This is a genomic window from Micromonospora sp. NPDC049274 (assembly GCF_040678875.1).
Taxonomy (GTDB): domain Bacteria; phylum Actinomycetota; class Actinomycetes; order Mycobacteriales; family Micromonosporaceae; genus Micromonospora.
Map to the genome: position 1 here is coordinate 129,749 of NZ_JBFAQS010000004.1, position 18,069 is coordinate 147,817.

An 18,069-nucleotide genomic window follows, 5' to 3' on the forward strand; every position below is an offset into this window, starting at 1 on the left:
GTTGGTATCCGTTTATTGTTCGGGATCGATCATCAAGGGCGGGGGTGACCAACAGCGTCTTTGCTGGACGGATGTGGAGCGAGAGGAGGTCGCGGGCGGCGCTGCCTCGTGCGAGGTTGTCTTCCTCAATCCAGATGATCCGATACCGGACGCGGGCAACACGTTGGGCCAGTTCGGCCGGGACATGTACCAGGTGATGGTTGCGACGGCGGTCATCGTCGACGCGCGGGTGCGCCGCGGTATCGGCATCGGTGTCGAGATGGCGGCGGCGGTCACGCTGGGAACGCCGGTGGTCGTGGTCGCTCCCCGCAACTCGCAATATCGCAGTGACGTCCTGGAATATCGAGGTGTGCGGGTGACCGACTACGTGCACCCGCACGTGGCGGCGCTGGCCACCCAGGTGGTCGACGACTTCGCCGCCGCCGGCCGCGCCCTCGTGGCACTGGCCCACCGACCGAAGGCGTCTCAACCTCGCCCCGCCTGGCTGTCCGCCGCTCTCGACGAGTACGAGAACAACGTGCTCGACATCGACACACCGATGCTTGTCGCGCTTCAAAAGATCCGGGCTGGCGTGTCGCGAGTGCCCAGCACGACGGCATGATCAAGGACACCGGGTCCAGCGCTGTCGAGTCGATCGGCAGCAGAACGGGGGTGACCGGTCTCCACCTGGTGCACAACCGGCACCTCGAGGCGCTCTTGTTCGATCGAAACCTGACGGACCTGCCGTTCCGACGGGCGTGCCTCGCCAGCAGCCGAGAGTTCGTCCGGCACATCCGGGACGAACTCGACGGCGCCGACCTCACCGAGTTGATCATTCTGAGCAAGGGCTTGGTATACCAACTCGCTGAGGCGGTCGCCCTTGACGCGGGCCGGAACCTGCCGGCAAATCTGGTTTCCACGAGCAGAGTGGCCGTCGCCTCCGACGACGCCACCGTCGAGGTGTCCTACGCGCGGTTCGACGCTGGCGGTTCGACGCTGCTGATCGGCGACACGGTCGCCTCCGGCGCGACGATTGTCGCGGCGCTGCGGGAGTACCGGCGGTTCCACCCAGTCCGCCGTCTGTATGTGCTGTCGTACGCCGGCGCCCTGCACGGCGCGGCTCGCATCGCGGACTACTGCGCCGGCAGCGGGATCGAGTGCACCCTGCTTTTTGGCCTTGCCGCGTTCGGGCTCGCCGAGAACGGGTTCGACCTGTCTTTCCTGCATCCTGCGACAGTCACCAGGGACGCCTACCGTGAACGGGCCCGCCGGCAGTTTGCCGGCAAGCCCGTGTCAGCCGTTGGCTGGGACTTCGGCTCTCAGGCCATGGCACCGGAGAAATACCGCCAGCTCTGTTGGATTGAGGCACGCTTGTGGGACCTGCATGGCTCAGCGGCCCTCGCCGTCGCCCGCGCGCCGGAGAACATGGAAGCCCTCGCACACGAGGCCCCCGCGTACGCGAATACGACCTTTCAGGCTCCCGGCAACGATGTCGCCCGAAGCGGCGAGACCGCGACAGGCATTCGTCCGTCACGCGCTGACTGCGCTCCGGTGGGCATTGACGACCCAGGCGTCGGGTAGTGCAATCCACTCGTTGTCGCCTACTCGCACCACCGCACCGTCCAGCTTTGGCAGCAGCGCCGGGTCCTCCATCGGGCAGAGCAGCCACACGTCTCCTGCCCCGCCGCGCGCCGCATCGGCCAGCTCGTGTAGCCGCTCCATCGCCCGGTACCGCGCCAGCACCGCCGCGTCGTGCAGCAGCATCGGCCCCTCTGCCGCCGGCAGAATGGCGTGTAGCGACGGCGCGGTCAGCTGCCACGCCTGCTCGACGTACTCCCCGAGCTTGATCGCCGCCCGCGACCCCTCTTCGGCGACGTCCGCGCCGAGGACGGTCTCCCACGTCGGCTTCGGGCGCGCGTCGACCAGGGCGTGCAGGTGGTTTAGGAAGCGTGCCGCCACGTTGACCGGTCGGGCGTCGAAGCGCCGGGCCAGCTCCTCCCGGGCCAGGTGATACCGGTTGAGGCGTACGGTCAGCGCCCGGAACCCTCCCGCGGACCGCGCGCCGGCCAGTCGTTCCTCGGCCCGCATTGCCGCCGCCAGCTCAGGTGAATCCGCTGTCCAGCGACTCGGCGGGGCCGTCGCCGACGGACGCCGCTGGATGATCGACACCGAGGACGAGGCCGCGCGCGGCGGCGGTGAAACATACCGGTCACGGTCCCAGCGCAGCTCAAAGCCGGCCTCGGCGAGCAGCCGGTCCAGTTTGGGGTGACCTGGCAGCGGGTCCAGCTCCGGAAAGCGCGCGGTAACCCGGTCGGCGACGTGCGTCGGGGTCAGCCCACGTCGGCCGTCGGGCGCGCTCGTCGGCGGCACCACGCCGGCCTGGGCCAGCCGCAGCGCCCGCACCGGGTCAAGGTCGCGCGGGTAGAGCTCGAGCCGCGCGGTGGCGGCTGCCCGCTCCGAGGCCACCGCGGCGAGCAGCACTCGGCGCCGCTCGTCGAACGCGTCAGCCGCGCCGCCGGGAGCGGTCACCGCCGCGAGGGTACGCAGCACCGTCGCCGGGCTGGGCAGTACCTCGCTGGCGGCGAGCTTGTCGGCGGCCTTGCCGAGTGCGTCGGCATAGTCGAGCAGTGCCGGCGCGGCCGGAGTGTCCGGCGCATCGTCCTCGCTGACCTCCAGCGCCACCAGCAGCCGGTCACCGCGCGGGTGCGGCTTGCCGTCGATGTCGGCTCGGGCGTGGCGGCGCAGCAGCAGGCGCGGCTCGTCGGCGAGCGCGTCGACCTCTACGGCGGCGCGCACTGCGGCGACGGCCACCGCGAGCCGCAGCGCGTCCCCGGTGCGCACCGAGCCACGACTGCTCAGCAGCGCCGCGGCCAGCTCGGCCACGCCCATCACCCGGCCGCCGTCGTGCAACAGTTCGATGATCTGGGTACGGACGCTGCCGACCACCGGAATGTCGTGCCACCGTTTGCGTTGCTTGCCAAGGATCTGCGCGACTCGGCCAGCGGTGACGCCCAGCGCGGTGGCGACCTGCGGCTGCTGTGGCCAGAGTTGCAACGCCGGCAGCGCACCCGATTCGTCGGGCAGGTGCAGCAGCAGCCGGGTGCCTCCGATCTCGGTGGCGTTGCGGCCGTTTTTCGCCGGGACGAGCAGCGTGGCAATGGCGTCCAGGCCGACGCGTACCAGATCAGTGTCGCCGTGGCCGGCGTTGGTCTCGGTGGCCGCCTCTTCGCTGGCCGCCTTGCGGGCGGCGGGCGTGGTGGGCAGGGTTTCCCGCTCCCCCAGGCGCTGGCGCCATTCCTTGACCCGGCGTTGCAACTCCTGGCGGGTTTTCGCGCCAAGACCGGGCAGGTGAGCGAGCTTGTTGGAGACTGCGAGCAGCTCACCGACGGTGGTGGCTTCCAGGCGATGTGCGGCCGAGACCGCGCGCGGGGTGAGACCGGCGGCCTCCAGCGTGGTGGCCCGAGTGGCCTTGCCGGCGGCCTCGTCGCGGGCCGTCGCGGCGACCTGCTCGTCCGGCTCGTCGACGTCCGGGTGCTCGCTGCCGACCGGCGTGCTGGCGTCCGAGCGGCGGAAGACGTCCTGCCAGGCGTCGCGCAGGTCCTTCAACGAGGCGTGGCGTCGACGGTGGTCGCGGTGCAGGGCGCGCTGGAAGAACTCCAGGAGGCCGTCGCGGATCGCCGGGTCGAACGCCTCGACGGCCAGCACCGGCGGGCCGTCGGTGAGCTGTGGTTCGGTGCCGCCGTCGCCCCAGACCGGCAGTTCCCCGGAGGCCATCTCGTGCAGGGTGACCGCGAGCGCGTACCACTCGGCGTGCTTGTCATAGACGGGACGGTTGGCGGCGCCGAGGAACGGGTCCAGGTAGCGGGGTGTGCCGGCGCTGATCTCCTTGACCGATACTCCAGCGAGGGAGAAATCGAACAGCACCAACTGCCGGGTGCGGTTGGGCCGGATCCGGATGGCGATGTTGTCCGGCTTGATGTCGCGGTGGTAGACGCCCTCGCCCTCCAGATAGTCCAGGGCGCCGAACAGGTAGTCGCTGTACGTTTCCAGCTCGTCGACGGTGAGCCGGCCGTCGTCGCGCAGCTTCCGAGCGAGGGTGTGGTCGCCGGCGTGCTCCAGAACAACGACGGTGCGGTTGCCCAGCTGCAGCGGCTCGGGCCGGGCCAGCCGGATCACCCGCGAATCGGTGAGTGGGCCGAGCACCCGAGCCTCGTGAGCCAGCCGGGCGCCCTTCTCATCGGAGAGCCCGACCTTCAGGACCTCCTCCCGGCGGGTGCGCTCGTTGAAGCCGAGGAACGCTCGACAGGTCGAGCCGGTGCCGAGGCGACGGACGATCTTCCACTCGCCGACCCGGTCGCCGCCGCGCGCCTCCAGCGGGTCGGGCTGCTCGGGCTCCGACTCCTCCGGATGCACCGAGCCCGGCGGTGGGCTGGTCAGCTCGTCCTCGACGAGTTGGAGCATCTCGACGAAGTCGGCGACCGTGGTGAGCCGCTGCGCCGGGACCGGTGCGGTGGCGGCCTGGATCAGCTCATCGGCGAACTCGCTGATGCCGTCGGTAACAGCAGCCGCACGCAGACCGTTGTCCCGAGCCAATCGGGCCAGCAGTTCGGGGCGCTTAGTTGCCGGCGGTTGACCCGTCAGGATCAGGTAGGCCAGCGCGCCGAGGCCGAAGACGTCCATTGCCACCGCGTCGGGCGTCGGCGCGGTCAACTCCGGTGCGAGGTACGCCTCGGCGGACCGCTCGATGTGCGCCGCCGCGTGCGAGGAGAGGGTCACCGGATCACCGCTGCTGCCGCCGGCGCTGTCCGCGCCCCGGGTCGCCGCCTGCCAGTCGCTGATCTTCAGTTGGGGTGTGAGCCACGCTTCGTCCTCGCTGCCGCCACGCCGCATCCGACCGGGGTTGACCAACACGCTGCGAGCCGAAAGTGCCCGGTGGTGCAGCCGCCGCCGGTGTGAATACGCCACCGTCTCGGCGAGTTGGCGGATCATCACCAGCCGGCTCAGCGCGTCGAGACGGTCGCCGTACTGGGCCATGTAGTGGTCCAGGCGTACCGAGCGGGGGTCGTACCGAAATATCAGCGCCGGGCCGGCCTCGTGCGACTCCATCGAGTCAACCTGCACGATGCCCGGGTGGTTGATGCCGTGCAGAGCAAGCATCTCCCGCTTGGCGGCACGTTCAATGCTGGCCCGTTCGGTCTGTACGGCGTTGCGCTCGACCAGGTAGATCCGCACTCGGCGACGTTCGCGTTCCAGGTCGCGGTGCCGAGCCTGGTGGTCCTGCCAGGTGGGGCCGACATCGAAGGGGCGAGGCTCAAGCTCCCATGCGCCGACCTGGTAGTGCCGGCGGCTACGGGCGATGCCGACCGCCTCGAGCAGATCGGGCAGCGCCGCGGACATCTCCTTGGTGACCCGCTGCCGTTCGTCCTGTGGCGGTCGTTGCAGCAGCGACGTGATCGTCGGCAACGCTCCGGGCGCATGACCCGGGGCTGGTTCCGGACCGAAGATGCCGTGCAAGTGATGCTCCGACAGTTCCACCTGCAAGCCGGGCTTGGACAGGAACACCGCCGCCTGCACGAAGGGGATCCTGACCTGCTGACCCTTGCGTCGCGAGGCGGCCACCTGGAGTAACGACTTGAGCTTCTTCGCCTTGCCGTCGGCCAGATGCAGCGGATTGTCGAAGGTGCGGGTGCCGTTCGCGCCCTGAAGGATCCAGTTGGAGCCGCTGGACCGAAGCCGGCCGTTCAGGCTCTTGATCTCGATGAGGTAGAGGCCGCCAGGCGCGGCGACCAACAGGTCAACCTCGTAGGGATGCCCGGTCTGGGCGGTGAAGGTGAAATTCGACCAGGCGCGGTAGGGCTCGCTGTCCGGCAGCAGCGCCTGGACGTGCGCCAGCGCCTCCCGCTCGTGCGCGAACTGCGACGGCGTGATCGTCGTCCACCGGCCCTCCTGCATGCCAGAGATCCTAGGGCCCGCCAGCAGGGAATGAGGACCGCCACCTCGACGCGGGTCGAGGGTGCTGTCAGCTTGAGTGTCGTAAGGCGTCATCCGCACGGGTCGCACCTACCCCTGGTGGGGAGTTGTAGGTGGCAGGTTGGGCAGAATGGCCGGCGACTGGGCCAGTCGGACCAAGCCGTCATCCCGGTCGATCGCCTTTGGCTGCTCCGCCACCGGATTCGTTGACCAGGGAGCCGGCGAGAACCGTCGCGAAAGTGCGGACCAGTACGCCGAGGAGCGCCGGAAGTCGCGTCAGAAGCATGCCCCCGCCGCCCAGGCTGCCGGCACCGGGTAATCCCGGCCGCCCGCAACACGAAGCTTCCTCTGCGCATGCCCTTAACCCCAGAAGATGCCCGTCGGGTCGCGGCTGATCTCGTCAAGCAGAAGGCTGACCGCAGCGGACGGCGGGGCATGGTCGTAGCGGTGGAAGCGGAGGTTCCGATCTCGGTAGTACAGGGCCCAGGTGCCGGTTGTCGCCGTGTATCGCAGCTGCGCGACCGGGAGACTCATCCACGCCGCTTCCGTGTTTCCACGCCGCGGCGGCCGTCGTTCGACGATGGTGAGGTGCCCGGGAGCCTGCTCGCACTCCACCCGCACCTGGTCTCGCACGGCCTCCGGCACACGCCTGTCGCACCAGGTCCGCACCTGCGCCACGTCCTGCTCGGGAAGCCCACTCACCGGGCCAGCCTCTCATCAGGTCGACGGTTGGGCCGCCCTACGGGTCGCCAGGATGGCGAGTGTCTCCCACGCACGTCGTCGGAGCCACGAGAGGACCTGCTTGCGGTGCCCGTACCAGCCGTTGGCCCAGCGTTCGTCATGGTCGGCGCGGGCGTGACTCACCGTCTCCCGCCACCGCTCCGCATCGCTGCGGCCGATGAGCTCGAACCCCTCCCATCGCGGAAGAGATCCGCTTCCACGATTCGTCAGCCGTCATCGGTGGTTGTCCCGCCAGTGGGCGTCGCGCTGGGCCGGCTGAGTAGTGCCTGCCGCAGTGCGGCGGACTGCTCCACCGACCCAGCTCGGACGCCGAGACTGCTCCGAGCCGCCCGGTAGTAGACGTCGCGGGCCTCGTTGACCCGGGTCAGATTCTCGGACATGTCCCGGGGCGCGTCGACGATCCCCCGGGCGAGCCGTTCGACCTGCCAGATCGCGTCGCGCCAGTTCGCGGCGGCAACGACCGTCGGTTCGTCGCCGAGGAGCAGCAGATTCTCCCAGACGATGGTGCGCCGGCCGTCCGACTCGGCCAGTCGGGCCAGGCCCTCGTCCCGGTCGATCGGGTGGCTGTATGACCCGGGCCGCAGGTCGGCCGTCATCCGCAGCGCCACCGCGTGACTCTCCTTGAGGGCGTGCGCGAACGCGACGTACGCGTCGAGGCGTCGCTCGTCCCAGCGGACGCTCTGGCTGCGCCGCCACCGGGCGCGGTCGGCCAGCGAGGTGGCGAGGATCGTACCCAGGGTGCCGACCAGGACGCCGAGGAGCGCCGGAAGCTGCGTCAGAAGCGTGTCCACGCCGCCCAGGCTGCCAGCACCGGGCAAGCGGAAACCCTCTAACCGGTGTGCCACATGGGCGCGCCACGCCGGACGGTTCGTACCACGATCTCCGGGTTGGCGAGAACATCAATTAGATCTTTGCTGACCGCCACCGCGACTGGCCCCAGCGTCGGATGCCCCACCGTGACATGGCAGAGCTGGAGTCCCATCTCCGCCAGCTCTCGGCGGGTCAGCGCGGCACTCCGACCGCGTTGCTCGACCAGGGCGGCGTGGACTCGGTTCAACAGTTCGTCGCGTTCGTCGGTGACCCTGCCCAGCACCTCGACCGACCATCCCCACGTCTGTGCCAGCAGCAGGTCGTCCCGTTCGGTGACGGCATCGGCCCGCAACAGCTGACGGTGGCAGACAGCGACGGCCGACGCCACGTCGCCGTCCTCCAGGAGCAAGCGAGTCAGCAATCCGGCCGCGATCGGCGCGGAACGCCCGAGGCCACCGCCTCCGCCGTCCGCCGGGCTCGGGTCGCCGTCGGCCGAAGACCCGCCTTCGGTGGCGGCTCCTGCCGGCAGGAGCTGGTCAAGCAACGCCCGCGACCCACCGGTATCGCCTTCGGCGTACCGCAGGGCTGCCAGGAACTCGGCAGTCCCGAAATCCGCGTCGTCATCCTCCCGGCGGCGCAACTCCTCGGCGGCGGCCCGCACCTCGGCAAGCGGCGCGTCAGCGGCGATCAGGCCGGCGACCCGTTCACGCTGCGACGACGCCGGTGTCCCGGCACCGGGAGTGAACGGCGCCGGCATCAGCGCCAGCAGGTCCGCGAGCCGAGTCCACTGCCCGGCAGCGGCTCCGACCAGCAGCGCCTTGCGCAACGCCGCCACGGTCAGGTTGTGGGCGGGCCCGATGTTCGTTGCGCGGTTTCGAGCGACATCGGAGAAGGCGCCGAGCGCCTCGGCCCAGTACCCGGCGCGGGCGATCTCGATGCCGAACCTCTCCCGCAGTCGGCTGCCCGGCCGGCCAGCCACCGCACCGGCGGCCAGACGGTCCTGGAGGCGGCCATGCCGGAACCGGTAGGCCCCGGCTCTGTGGCGCAGCAGGCCGACGGATTCCGTGTAGGCAAGGAACCCCAGCAGCGAGAAGGGCAGTAGCTCCCGGATGGCGAGCACCGCCCGGGCCACCATGAAGCGAATCCACGCGGCGCCGCCGCGCCGGTACAGCCACCAGCCCAACCCGAGACCCATTCCGGCGTACGCGAGGGACCGCAGCGGCGGGATTGCCGGCAGTGCACCGGTCAGCGCCAGGACTGTCACGACGACCAGCACTCGGACGACCCCGCTGCCGACTGACAGCAGAGCGGACGCCACGCTCGCCGCGCGGTCGCTGTTGACGGTCTCGTCGGCGCTGGTCGCGCTCAGCTCGGCGACCGGAGCCGCGACATCGAACCGCAGTCCGGCCCACGCGGCGAGGTATCCCCAGAGGAGCACACCGACCAGGGCAGCAGCGCGTTCCTCGTCGGGCCACGGCGGCAGAACCGGCACCCGATCAATCCATTCGGCCAGGTCGACGGACGGGATGGACAGGAGCAGCAGCAGGGTCAGAAAGGCGGCCATCCCGGCGACGAGTAAACCTCCGATCGAGCCTTCCGCGAAGGCGCGCCAACCACCGACGAACACCACCCGTCGAGGCGTTTCCCGCGCCGTACCACCGCGTAGCGCAGCCCCGCACCCACCGACCAGAAAGGCTGCGAAGGCCAGACCGTCCGGGTGGCGGGCGAGCCAGAGAAGCAGATCGCGAACACCTGGGTCGCCAACCAACGCGGCAGTCTCAGTGAGGGCATCATGGGCGTACGTGAGGGCCACCCAGACGGCCATCGCGGCACGCAGACCATCGATGATCGCCCAGAAGGGGCCGGGCAGCGCGGCGGGCAGTTGCCACCAGCGGAACTCGCGCTGGTCAAGTGCCTGCAAGTGGGCGGCGAGGAAGTGCAGGTAGCGCCGGGACACGTCCGGCTCCCACCGACCCGGTCCTCGGCGACCTCGGCCGGAACGCAGGGCGGCGTCCACGGCCCGGGTCAGCAGGGTGTCCTCCACCGACTGGCGGCCCTGTTCCCGGGCCAGCGGGACCAGATCACGCGGATCGGTGCCGGGCTGGTCGAATGCGGTACGGGCCATCGCCACCATCAGCGGCGTGGACAGCGCGCCGGTAAGCACCGGGTCCTGGCCGATCGTGGCGGCGACGCCCGACCAGTTGCCGACCTGGTGGTACGGAGCGGCGTCGACCAGGTAGTCGGCCACCTCGGCAGATCTCAACGGTTCGAGCACCACCACGGCGGCGCCGCGCAGCTTCGCACCCTTCACGAGGTAGCGCTCGTAGACCGACGTGCGGCAGGTGAGCACGAACCGCTGGGTTGCCAGCTCGTTCAGCTGCTCCAGGCAGGCGATGAGCCGCTGCTCGGGCATCTCGTCGAGGCCGTCGAGAACGGGCACCACCAGATCCGCCTCGACGAGGTCGTGCAGCACCGCCTCCCGGCGAGGGTGGCCGGCGGCGAGCTGCGGGTACCTCCGGGCGATCCGGTCCACGAGCCAGTCCGGAAAGTTCTCGCGGTCGGGGTCCCACGACGCGATGGGGATCGGCACCGGTACGGGTGCGTCGGGTTCGCGTGACGCGGGGAGTTCCCGGGCCATTCGTAGCGTGGTGATGGATTTGCCGGAGCCGGGCGGTCCGAGCAGAAGCAGGCGCCCGGACGGGATGCGCCGGTATCGGCTCCACAGGGTGCCGTCGTGCCCGGACAGGTCGAGCGGGACGCCGCCGCTGGATCGGCTGATGGCCCGCCAGGAGGGCAGAAGCCGGCTTGGGCCGTTGGACCAGCGCACCGGCAGCGGGTACGGCTCATCGACGGCACGCAACAGGGTCTCGTCGGTGCGGTCGCGGCGGATCAGGTCGGCGAGCTGATCCGCGGTCACACGCCGGTCGGCGACGACCGTGGTGGACACCGCCGGCCGGGTCGTGAAGACCTGGTCCAGGACGACGTAGACGGCGATGAACCCGGCGATCACGCCCCAGGCCCAGTTGACCTTTTCGAAGTCGTAGCGCAGCCAGACCCAGGCGGTTCCGCCCGCCGCCAGTGCGGCGACGACGGCCAGCAGACCCCAGTTCCACACTCGACGCCGCACCGCATGATTGTGCTCGTTCCGAGGTCACCGGGGATACCCCTGGTGGCATGCGGCGGTCGCCGGTGCTCGACACGGTACGCACTGCTCATGGGCCAGGTAGGACGATCACAGCCTCCCCGAGGCCGCGCAGGAGATGCCCGTAGTCCTGCGGGGGTTGGATCTCCAGCACGAGCAGCGTCACGGGGATGGGCTCAGGCCGCCAGGGTTGCGTAGCGGCCGTTGCGGTCGAGCAGGCTGGCGTGGTCGCCGGATTCGACGATGCGGCCGTGGTCGAGCACCGCGATCTGGTCGGCGTCCCGGACTGTGGACAGGCGGTGGGCGATGGTGATTGTGGTCCGTCCCTGCGCGAGCACGTCGAACGCCCTCTGCACGGCGCGTTCGGTCTCCGTGTCCAGCGCGCTGGTGGCCTCGTCGAGAACCAGGATGCGCGGGTCGCGCAGCAGCGTACGGGCGATGGCGAGCCGTTGCTTCTCGCCGCCGGAGAACCGGTGCCCCCGGGAGCCGACCATCGTCTCGTACCCGTCGGGAAGGCCTGCGATGAGGTCGTGGATCTGGGCGGCGCGGGCGGCGGCCTCGATCTCGGCGTCGGTGGCGTCCGGCCGGGCGTAGCGCAGGTTCTCCCGGACGGTGGTGTGCAGCAGGTACGTCTCCTGGCTGACCACGCCCACGATCGCGGCCAGGTCGGCCAGGCGCAGGTCGCGCAGGTCGACGCCGTCGATGGTGATCTGGCCGGCGGTCGGGTCGTGCAGGCGGCTGACCAGGCCGGCGAGGGTGCTCTTGCCGGAGCCGGTCTCGCCGACGAGGGCGAGGCTGGTGCCGGCGGGCACGTCGAGGGTGATGCCGGCGAGGGCGGCCGTGTCGCTGCCGGGGTAGCCGAAGGTGACGTCGGACAGGCGCAGGTGCCCGCGGACCCGGGCGGGGTCGAGGCGGACCGGTTCGGCGGGGTCGGCCACGTCGATGGGCAGGTCGAGGTACTCGAAGATGCGGGCGAACAGGGCCAGCGAGGCGGTCAGTGACACGCCCACGTTGAGAAGGCCCATCAGGGGCCGGAACAGGCCGCCCTGCAGGGCGGTGAAGGCGACCAGGGTGCCGATGCTCAGCGTGCCGGCGGTGCCGGGCAGGCCGGCGGCGAGGTAGATGACGGCCGGTACGGCGGCGAAGATGATGCTCATCGAGGCCATCCGCCAGCGGCCGGCCAGTTCGCTGCGCAGCTCCAGGTCGACGAGGCGGGCCGAGGAAGCGGTGAACCGCTCGATCAGGGCGGGGCCGGTGCCGAGGGTCTTGGCGAGCTGCACGCCGCTGATCGACAGCCCCTCCTCGACTGTGACGTTGAGGTCGGCGAGTTCGCGTTGGCGCTGGTCGGTGATCTCGCGGCGCATCCGGGCGACCCGGCGGGTCAGCCAGATGGCCGGGGGCAGCACCACGACCGAGACCAGGGAGAGCTGCCAGGAGAGGGCGACCATGGCGACGGCGGTGGCGACCACCGTGGTGAGGTTTGCCGCGACGGCGGTGGCGGTGGAGGTGACCACCGACTGCATGCCGCCGATGTCGTTGGTGATGCGGGACTGCACCTCGCCGGTGCGGGTGCGGGTGAAGAAGCCGAGCGACTGACGTTGGAGATGGCTGAACACGTCGGTGCGCAGTCGGTGCATGACCCGCTGCCCGACCTGGGTGGAGATCCAGGTCTGGACGACGCCGAGCGCGGCGGTCACGGCGGCCACGGCCACCATGCCGAGGACCAGCCAGACCAGCAGGGTCACGTCACCCTGCGGGAGGGCCCGGTCGATGACGGTACGCAGCAGGAACGGGCTGGCCATCGCCACGATCGAGGAGAGCACGATGATCGCGGTGACGATGACCAGCGCGGGTCGGTGCGGGGTGAACAGGCTGCCGATGCGGCGCAGGGACACCTGACGGGCCTGCGTCTTCTCTTCGGGACTGACGGTGCGGTGGCCGCGGTCGCGGCGCATGGGGGTGGATTCCAAGGGGCACTGCCTTTCGGTCGGGATATGCTGAGGTTACCTCAACATGAGGGAACAACGGTATCGGCTGCTACGGTATTCCGGTGACCGAGGACACCACCGACAACGGCGACGAGAGCCTGGCCGAGACGTTCTGGGCTGTCGCGTCCCGTCTGCGCCGACAGACCCGGGAATCACTGGCGCCGTGGGACGTCACCCCCAGCCAGTCCCGGGCGCTCGGGGTGCTCGGCCGCCACGGGGAGGTACGCCCCGGCACGCTCGCCGAGCACCTGCACATCGCGCCCCGCTCGGCCACCGAGGTGATCGACGACCTCCAGGCCCGAGGGCTCGTGGAGCGCAGACCCGACCCGGCCGACCGGCGGGCGACCCTTGTCGCGCTCACCGCCGAGGGCACCCGGATCAGCGCCGCCATCCGGGCTGCCCGCCGCGCCGAGGCGGACCGCTTCTTCGGCCACCTCGACGACAGCGACCGCGCCGAGCTGGCCCGCATCCTGCGCACCCTGCGCGCATAACCGCCGCGCGCCCGGGTAGCCAGCGGCCCCGTCCGGTCGGCGGGGCCGGCCGGCACCGGTCGGGGGCGAGGTGACGGGAGGCCCGGCTGATGTGCGGGATCAGCGGGGAGGCGCGCTTCGACGGCCAGCGGCCCGACGCGGCCGCCGTCACCCGGATGACCGAGGCGATGCGCTCGCGCGGCCCCGACGACGAGGGCCTGTGCGCCGACGACTGGGTGCTCCTCGGGCACCGGCGGCTGACCATCATCGACCTGTCCGATGCCGGCGGCCAGCCGATGGTGCGCGACGACCTGGGCCTGGCGCTGGTGTTCAACGGGTGTATCTACAACTATCCCGAGCTGCGCGAGGAGCTGCAGAACGCCGGGTACGCGTTCGGATCCACCAGCGACACCGAGGTGATCCTGGTGGCGTACGCCCACTGGGGTGAACGGTTCGTCGACCACCTGGTCGGCATGTTCGCGATCGGGCTTGTCGACCGGACCCGGCGGCGGCTCGTCCTGGCCCGCGACCGGCTCGGCATCAAGCCGCTCTATCTCGCCGAGACCCCCGGGCGGCTCCGGTTCGCCTCCACCCTACCCGCGCTGCTGCGCGCCGGCGACGTGGACACCGGCATCGATCCGGTGGCGCTGCACCACTACCTGTCCTGGCACTCCATCGTGCCGGCGCCCCGGACCGTGCTGCGCGGCGTCCGCAAGCTGCCACCCGCCACGGTGCGCGTGATCGAGGCCGACGGACGCAGCCGGGAGCAGGTGTACTGGCGGCCCGACTACGTGCGCGAGCCGGCCGACACGGGCATGGACGCCGCCGACTGGCGGGCCGCGATCGGTGACGCGCTGCGAACGGCCGTACGCCGACGGCTGGTCGCCGACGTCCCGGTGGGGGTGCTGCTCTCCGGCGGTCTGGACTCCAGCCTCATCGTGGCGCTGCTCGCCGAGGCAGGTCAGGAGCACCTGCGCACGTTCAGCATCGGCTTCGACAGCCGAGGCGGCGAGTCCGGCGACGAGTTCCACTACTCCGACCTGGTGGCCCGCGCGTACGGCACCGACCACCAGCGCGTCCGGCTCGCCGACGACGACCTGGCGCCCGCCGTACGACGGGCGGTGCTGGCCATGACCGAGCCGATGGGCAGTCACGACGTGGTCGCCTTCCACCTGCTGTCCGAGCAGGTGGCGCGGCATGTGAAGGTGGCGCAGTCCGGGCAGGGCGCCGACGAGGTGTTCGCCGGCTACGGCTACCACCAGCCGCTGACCGAGGCGCCCCGCCACGGCGCCGCCGAGACGTTCGCCGGCGCGTTCTTCGACCGTGACCACGATGAGCTGCGCGCCATCGTCGGCCCGGCGTACGCGCTGGAGCACGACGCCAGCCGGGACCTGCTCACCGAACACCTCGCCGCACCCGGGGCGCAGACCGCGCTGGACGCCGTGCTGCGCCTGGACACCCACCTCATGCTCCCCGACGACCCGGTCAAGCGGGTGGACAGCATGAGCATGGCGTGGGGGCTGGAGGTGCGCACACCGTTCCTCGATCAGGACCTGGTCACGCTGGCCGCGCACTGCCCACCCGAGCACAAGGTGGCCCAGGGCGGCAAGGGCGTGCTCAAGGAGGTCGCCCGGGAGGTGCTGCCGGCCGAGGTGATCGACCGGCCGAAGGGCTACTTCCCGGTGCCGGCGCTGCGCAACGTGGACGGGCCGGTGCGCGAGCTGGTCGCCGAGGCGTTGCAGGCCCCGGTGGCGCGCGATCGGGGCCTGTTCCGCCCCGAGTACGTCGCCCGGCTGCTCGCCGAGCCGGACCGGGCCGAGGCCGCGGCCGGCAGCAACAAGCTGTGGCAGCTCGGCCTGCTGGAACTGTGGCTGCAGACCCACGACATCCGCTGAACCGCACCGCCAGGCCCGCGAGACACGGGCCGCCCGTCAGGCGGCGGCGGTCTGGACGGCGAGGTCGTCGAGGACCGCGAGCAGGTCGCCGGTGCGCTCCAGCACCCGGCGCTGTCGGCTCGCGCCGGTGCCGTCACGGCGCAGCCGGGCCAGTTGGGCCAGCACGTACCCGAGGTCGCCGTGGCGCAGCAGCGCCGGGGCTGTCGTCGCCATCAGCTCGTCGACCAGGTCCCAGGCCGGCCGGGTGCCGCCGGCCCGCAGGTCGATCAGCTCGCCGTCCAGGCCGTCGTGGGCCGCCCGCCAGTGCGCCGCGGCGACGAGGCAGTCGCGCACGTTCGGGGCGGGAACACCGGCGCGTACGTCGTCGGCGAGTGTCGCGACCAGGCTGCGGACCAGGGCGGCGACCAGCACGGCGTCGTCCACGGTCGGGCAGACGTCGCCGACGCGGACCTCGACCGTCGGGTACGCCGACGACGGCCGGGCGTACCAGTAGACCATCGCCGCGTCCAGCATGATGCCGGCGGCGATCAGCTCGTCGACGGTCCGGTCGTAGTCGGCGGCGGAGTCGAAGTACGGCGTGGGACCGATGCTGGGCCAGCGTTCCAACTGCATCGACCGCCAACTGGCGTGGCCGGTGTCCTGCCCGTCGTGCAGCGGCGAGTTCGTGGTGATCGCCTGCACCACCGGCAGCCACACCCGCAGGTGGTTGCAGACCTGCACGGCCAGTTCCCGATCCGGCAGCCCGACGTGCACGTGACAACCGCAGACGGCTGGGTCGTGTGCGACCGGCCCGTACCGGCGTGACATGGCGTGGTAGCGCGGCCGGTCGGGCACCGTCCGGCGCGGCTCGATCACCGGGGTGGCGCCGACCGCCACGAGCCGGGCCCCGGCCGCGGCGGCGGCCTCGACGGCGGATCGGCGCAGCGCCACCAGGTGGGTACGCAGCTCGGCGAGGTCGGCGCAGACCGGGGTGACCATCTCCACCATGCTGTGCCGGAACTCCTGACGGCTCTGGTCGCGGGCCGGACCGCGCAGCGCGGCCAGCACCTCGTCGGCCACCGGCAGGTTCCGGCCGCTGTCCGGGTCGAGGAGCAGGAACTCCTCCTCGACGCCGAGGGTGAGCCTGCCGAGGTCGGGCGCGGTCTCGATGGTCGTCGGACGGTACGCCATGGCCCCTCCCATCCCCTGCTGCGGCCGGCCGCGCGGGTTTCCCGGTCTACCCCGGTGACAAACGCGCCCTCAGGGCCGTCGCGCGTGCGCTGAGGAAGGCCCGTTCGGCCGCGTTGTCCGTCCGGGCGACGGCCGTCCGGTACGCCTCTACGGCCTCCCCGCCCCCAGCCGGCAAGGCCCCTAGCATTGCCCGCATGATCGAGGAATTCGCGGATCGGCTCCTGTGCGAGATGGCCGGCCTCGACCCCTGCACGGCGGTCGTCGAGGCTGGCGAGCAGGATGTCGACGGGCTTACCGACTACGGCCCGGAGGGCCACCAGGCCCGCGCCGACCTGGCGGCCCGTGCCCTGCGCGAGCTCGAACTCCTGGGTGACGCACTGCCGGCCGCGACCCCGCTGCACGCCCACCTCGCCGAACGGCTGCACACGCGTCTCGCCTTCCACGACGCTGGCGAGGACCTGCGCGAACTGCACGCGGCGGCCACCGGCCCGCTCCAGCTCATCCGCCAGGCCGTCGAGGCCGCGGTTCCCGGGCGCGGCACGGAGGGCGCGGCCTTCGAGGAGGGCTGGGCTCGTGTCGGCATGCGCCTGGCCGCGATCCCGGCGGCCCTGGACGGGTACGCCCGCGGCCTCCTACTCGCCGCAGAGCGCGGCAATCTGCCGACGCGGCGCCAGGTGGAGCTCGTCACGCAGCGCTGCGGCAACTGGGTCGACGACGATGTCGCCCTGGTGGATCGCTACGGCGAGGGGCGTCAGCGGGCGTCGTTGCGGGCCGCAGCGACGGGCGCGCGAGAGGCCTACCAGAAACTGGCCGAGACGCTGACCACGGACCTGGCACCGCGGGTTGTCGAGGAAGAAGCCTTCGGCGAGCAGCGGTACGCGCTCTGGGTACGCACCTTCCTCGCGGCTCAACCCGATGTGCGCGAGCTGTACGACTGGGGCTGGGACGAGTTCCGGGCGGTAGAGGCAGAGCTGATCGCGGAGGCGAAGGCCCTGGGCGGGAGCGTGCCAGAGGTACTTGCCTGGCTCGCCGGCCCCGACGCACCCGGAACACTGCACGGCAGGGAGGCGTTCGCCGCGTGGCTGCAGGAGCTGTTGGAGGCCACCACCGAGCGGCTGGACGGCGTGTACTTCGACATCCCCGCCCCACTGCGGCGCATCGAATCGCGGTTGACCACATCGTCGGGGATTGCCTACATCGGTCCGTCGCGGGACCTGACGCGGCCGGGCCGGGTCTGGTGGTCCCTGCCGGAGGACGCCGTGCGTTTCCCCACCTGGTACGCCTACAGCACCGCCTATCACGAGGGCGTTCCCGGCCACCACCTCCATCTCGGCTCCGAGGTCTGCCGGGGAGGCCTCGGGCAGCGGCTGAACCTGCTCGGCGGCCTCTCCGGCAGCCAGGAGGGCTGGGCACTGTACGCCGAGCGGTTCATGGACGAGCTCGGATTCTATGAGCAGCCGGGTGCTCGACTGGGGCATCTGTACATGCAGCTCCTGCGGGCGGCCCGGGTCGTGCTCGACATCGGCCTACACCTGCGACTGCCGATGCCCTCCGGCGATGGAGCGGTGTGGACGCCGGATGCCGCGCTGGAGCTGCTGCGCGACCGTTGTCACCAGGGGCCCTACGCGACCGCCGAGCTCGGGCGCTATCTGGGCCGGCCGGGGCAGGCGCTGTCCTACAAGGTGGGCGAGCGCGTGTGGCTGGCAGGCCGCTCGTCCTTCCCCGGCGGCCAGCGCGCGTTCCATCGTCACGCGCTGGAGCTGGGTTCGCTGGGCTTGGATCAGTTGACAGCCGCCCTGACCGCGGTTCCCGGCCTATCCCGCTGACGTACGCGCGCTCAGGGAGGTCGCGCGTGCGCTGAGGAACGCCCGTTCGGCCGCGTTGTCCGTCAGCGCGCGCGGCCG

Annotated in this window: 11 protein-coding genes; 5 read left to right on the plus strand and 6 right to left on the minus strand. The window is 71.2% G+C overall.

The window, feature by feature from the left end; genetic code table 11:
- The first annotated feature begins 73 nt into the window (after positions 1-73).
- Both AB0K10_RS09540 and AB0K10_RS09545 read left to right on the plus strand, forming a co-directional pair.
- Positions 74-601 carry a hypothetical protein gene (locus AB0K10_RS09540; protein ID WP_363681658.1) on the plus strand — a complete coding sequence of 176 codons (528 nt, stop codon included), beginning with the start codon at positions 74-76 and terminating at the stop codon, positions 599-601.
- Entirely contained in the window at positions 598-1,560 is a 963-nt protein-coding gene (locus AB0K10_RS09545; RefSeq protein WP_363681660.1) for a hypothetical protein, read from the plus strand. The genes AB0K10_RS09540 and AB0K10_RS09545 overlap by 4 nt, the downstream gene beginning before the upstream one ends.
- Here AB0K10_RS09545 and pglW read toward each other — a convergent pair.
- The 5 genes from pglW to AB0K10_RS09570 form a co-directional block, all read right to left on the minus strand.
- Positions 1,510-5,931: a BREX system serine/threonine kinase PglW gene (gene pglW / locus AB0K10_RS09550; RefSeq protein ID WP_363681662.1), complete on the minus strand. Its 4,422-nt coding sequence runs from the start codon at positions 5,929-5,931 to the stop codon at positions 1,510-1,512. The genes AB0K10_RS09545 and pglW overlap by 51 nt on opposite strands.
- A 378-nt stretch (positions 5,932-6,309) precedes the next feature.
- Complete coding sequence (locus AB0K10_RS09555) at positions 6,310-6,651, minus strand: DUF3024 domain-containing protein (RefSeq protein ID WP_363681664.1); 342 nt, start codon at positions 6,649-6,651, stop codon at positions 6,310-6,312.
- A gap of 245 nt (positions 6,652-6,896) precedes the next feature.
- The gene (locus AB0K10_RS09560) at positions 6,897-7,481 is read right to left on the minus strand and encodes a hypothetical protein (protein ID WP_363681666.1); all 585 of its coding nucleotides are present in this window, start codon (positions 7,479-7,481) and stop codon (positions 6,897-6,899) included.
- A 38-nt stretch (positions 7,482-7,519) separates the two neighbouring features.
- Positions 7,520-10,627 carry a hypothetical protein gene (locus AB0K10_RS09565; RefSeq protein WP_363681668.1) on the minus strand — a complete coding sequence of 1,036 codons (3,108 nt, stop codon included), beginning with the start codon at positions 10,625-10,627 and terminating at the stop codon, positions 7,520-7,522.
- 191 nt (positions 10,628-10,818) lie between these two features.
- A complete protein-coding gene (locus tag AB0K10_RS09570; protein ID WP_363682196.1) occupies positions 10,819-12,597 on the minus strand; it encodes an ABC transporter ATP-binding protein in 1,779 nt (592 codons plus the stop codon).
- Positions 12,598-12,692: 95 nt separating this feature from the next.
- Here AB0K10_RS09570 and AB0K10_RS09575 point away from each other — a divergent pair, with 95 nt between their 5' ends.
- Together AB0K10_RS09575 and AB0K10_RS09580 are read left to right on the plus strand one after the other, a co-directional pair.
- Complete coding sequence (locus tag AB0K10_RS09575; RefSeq protein WP_363681670.1) at positions 12,693-13,121, plus strand: MarR family winged helix-turn-helix transcriptional regulator; 429 nt, start codon at positions 12,693-12,695, stop codon at positions 13,119-13,121.
- Positions 13,122-13,210: 89 nt separating this feature from the next.
- The gene (locus tag AB0K10_RS09580) at positions 13,211-14,995 is read left to right on the plus strand and encodes an N-acetylglutaminylglutamine amidotransferase (protein ID WP_363681672.1); all 1,785 of its coding nucleotides are present in this window, start codon (positions 13,211-13,213) and stop codon (positions 14,993-14,995) included.
- A 36-nt stretch (positions 14,996-15,031) separates the two neighbouring features.
- Here AB0K10_RS09580 and AB0K10_RS09585 read toward each other — a convergent pair whose 3' ends face one another.
- Positions 15,032-16,165 carry a glutamate--cysteine ligase gene (locus AB0K10_RS09585; RefSeq protein ID WP_363681674.1) on the minus strand — a complete coding sequence of 378 codons (1,134 nt, stop codon included), beginning with the start codon at positions 16,163-16,165 and terminating at the stop codon, positions 15,032-15,034.
- A 194-nt stretch (positions 16,166-16,359) separates the two neighbouring features.
- On the opposite strand from AB0K10_RS09585, the gene AB0K10_RS09590 reads away from it, so the two are divergent.
- Positions 16,360-17,991 (plus strand): DUF885 domain-containing protein, encoded by a 1,632-nt coding sequence (locus AB0K10_RS09590; RefSeq protein WP_363681676.1) that lies wholly within the window; start codon positions 16,360-16,362, stop codon positions 17,989-17,991.
- Positions 17,992-18,069 lie beyond the last annotated feature (78 nt).

Coding starts and splice junctions, on each gene's coding strand:
- AB0K10_RS09545 (WP_363681660.1), top strand. CDS start 598: ATGATCAAGGACACCGGGTCCAGCGCTGTCGAGTCGATCGGCAGCAGA.
- pglW (WP_363681662.1), bottom strand. CDS start 5,931: ATGCAGGAGGGCCGGTGGACGACGATCACGCCGTCGCAGTTCGCGCAC.
- AB0K10_RS09570 (WP_363682196.1), bottom strand. CDS start 12,597: ATGCGCCGCGACCGCGGCCACCGCACCGTCAGTCCCGAAGAGAAGACG.
- AB0K10_RS09580 (WP_363681672.1), top strand. CDS start 13,211: ATGTGCGGGATCAGCGGGGAGGCGCGCTTCGACGGCCAGCGGCCCGAC.
- AB0K10_RS09585 (WP_363681674.1), bottom strand. CDS start 16,165: ATGGCGTACCGTCCGACGACCATCGAGACCGCGCCCGACCTCGGCAGG.
- AB0K10_RS09590 (WP_363681676.1), top strand. CDS start 16,360: ATGATCGAGGAATTCGCGGATCGGCTCCTGTGCGAGATGGCCGGCCTC.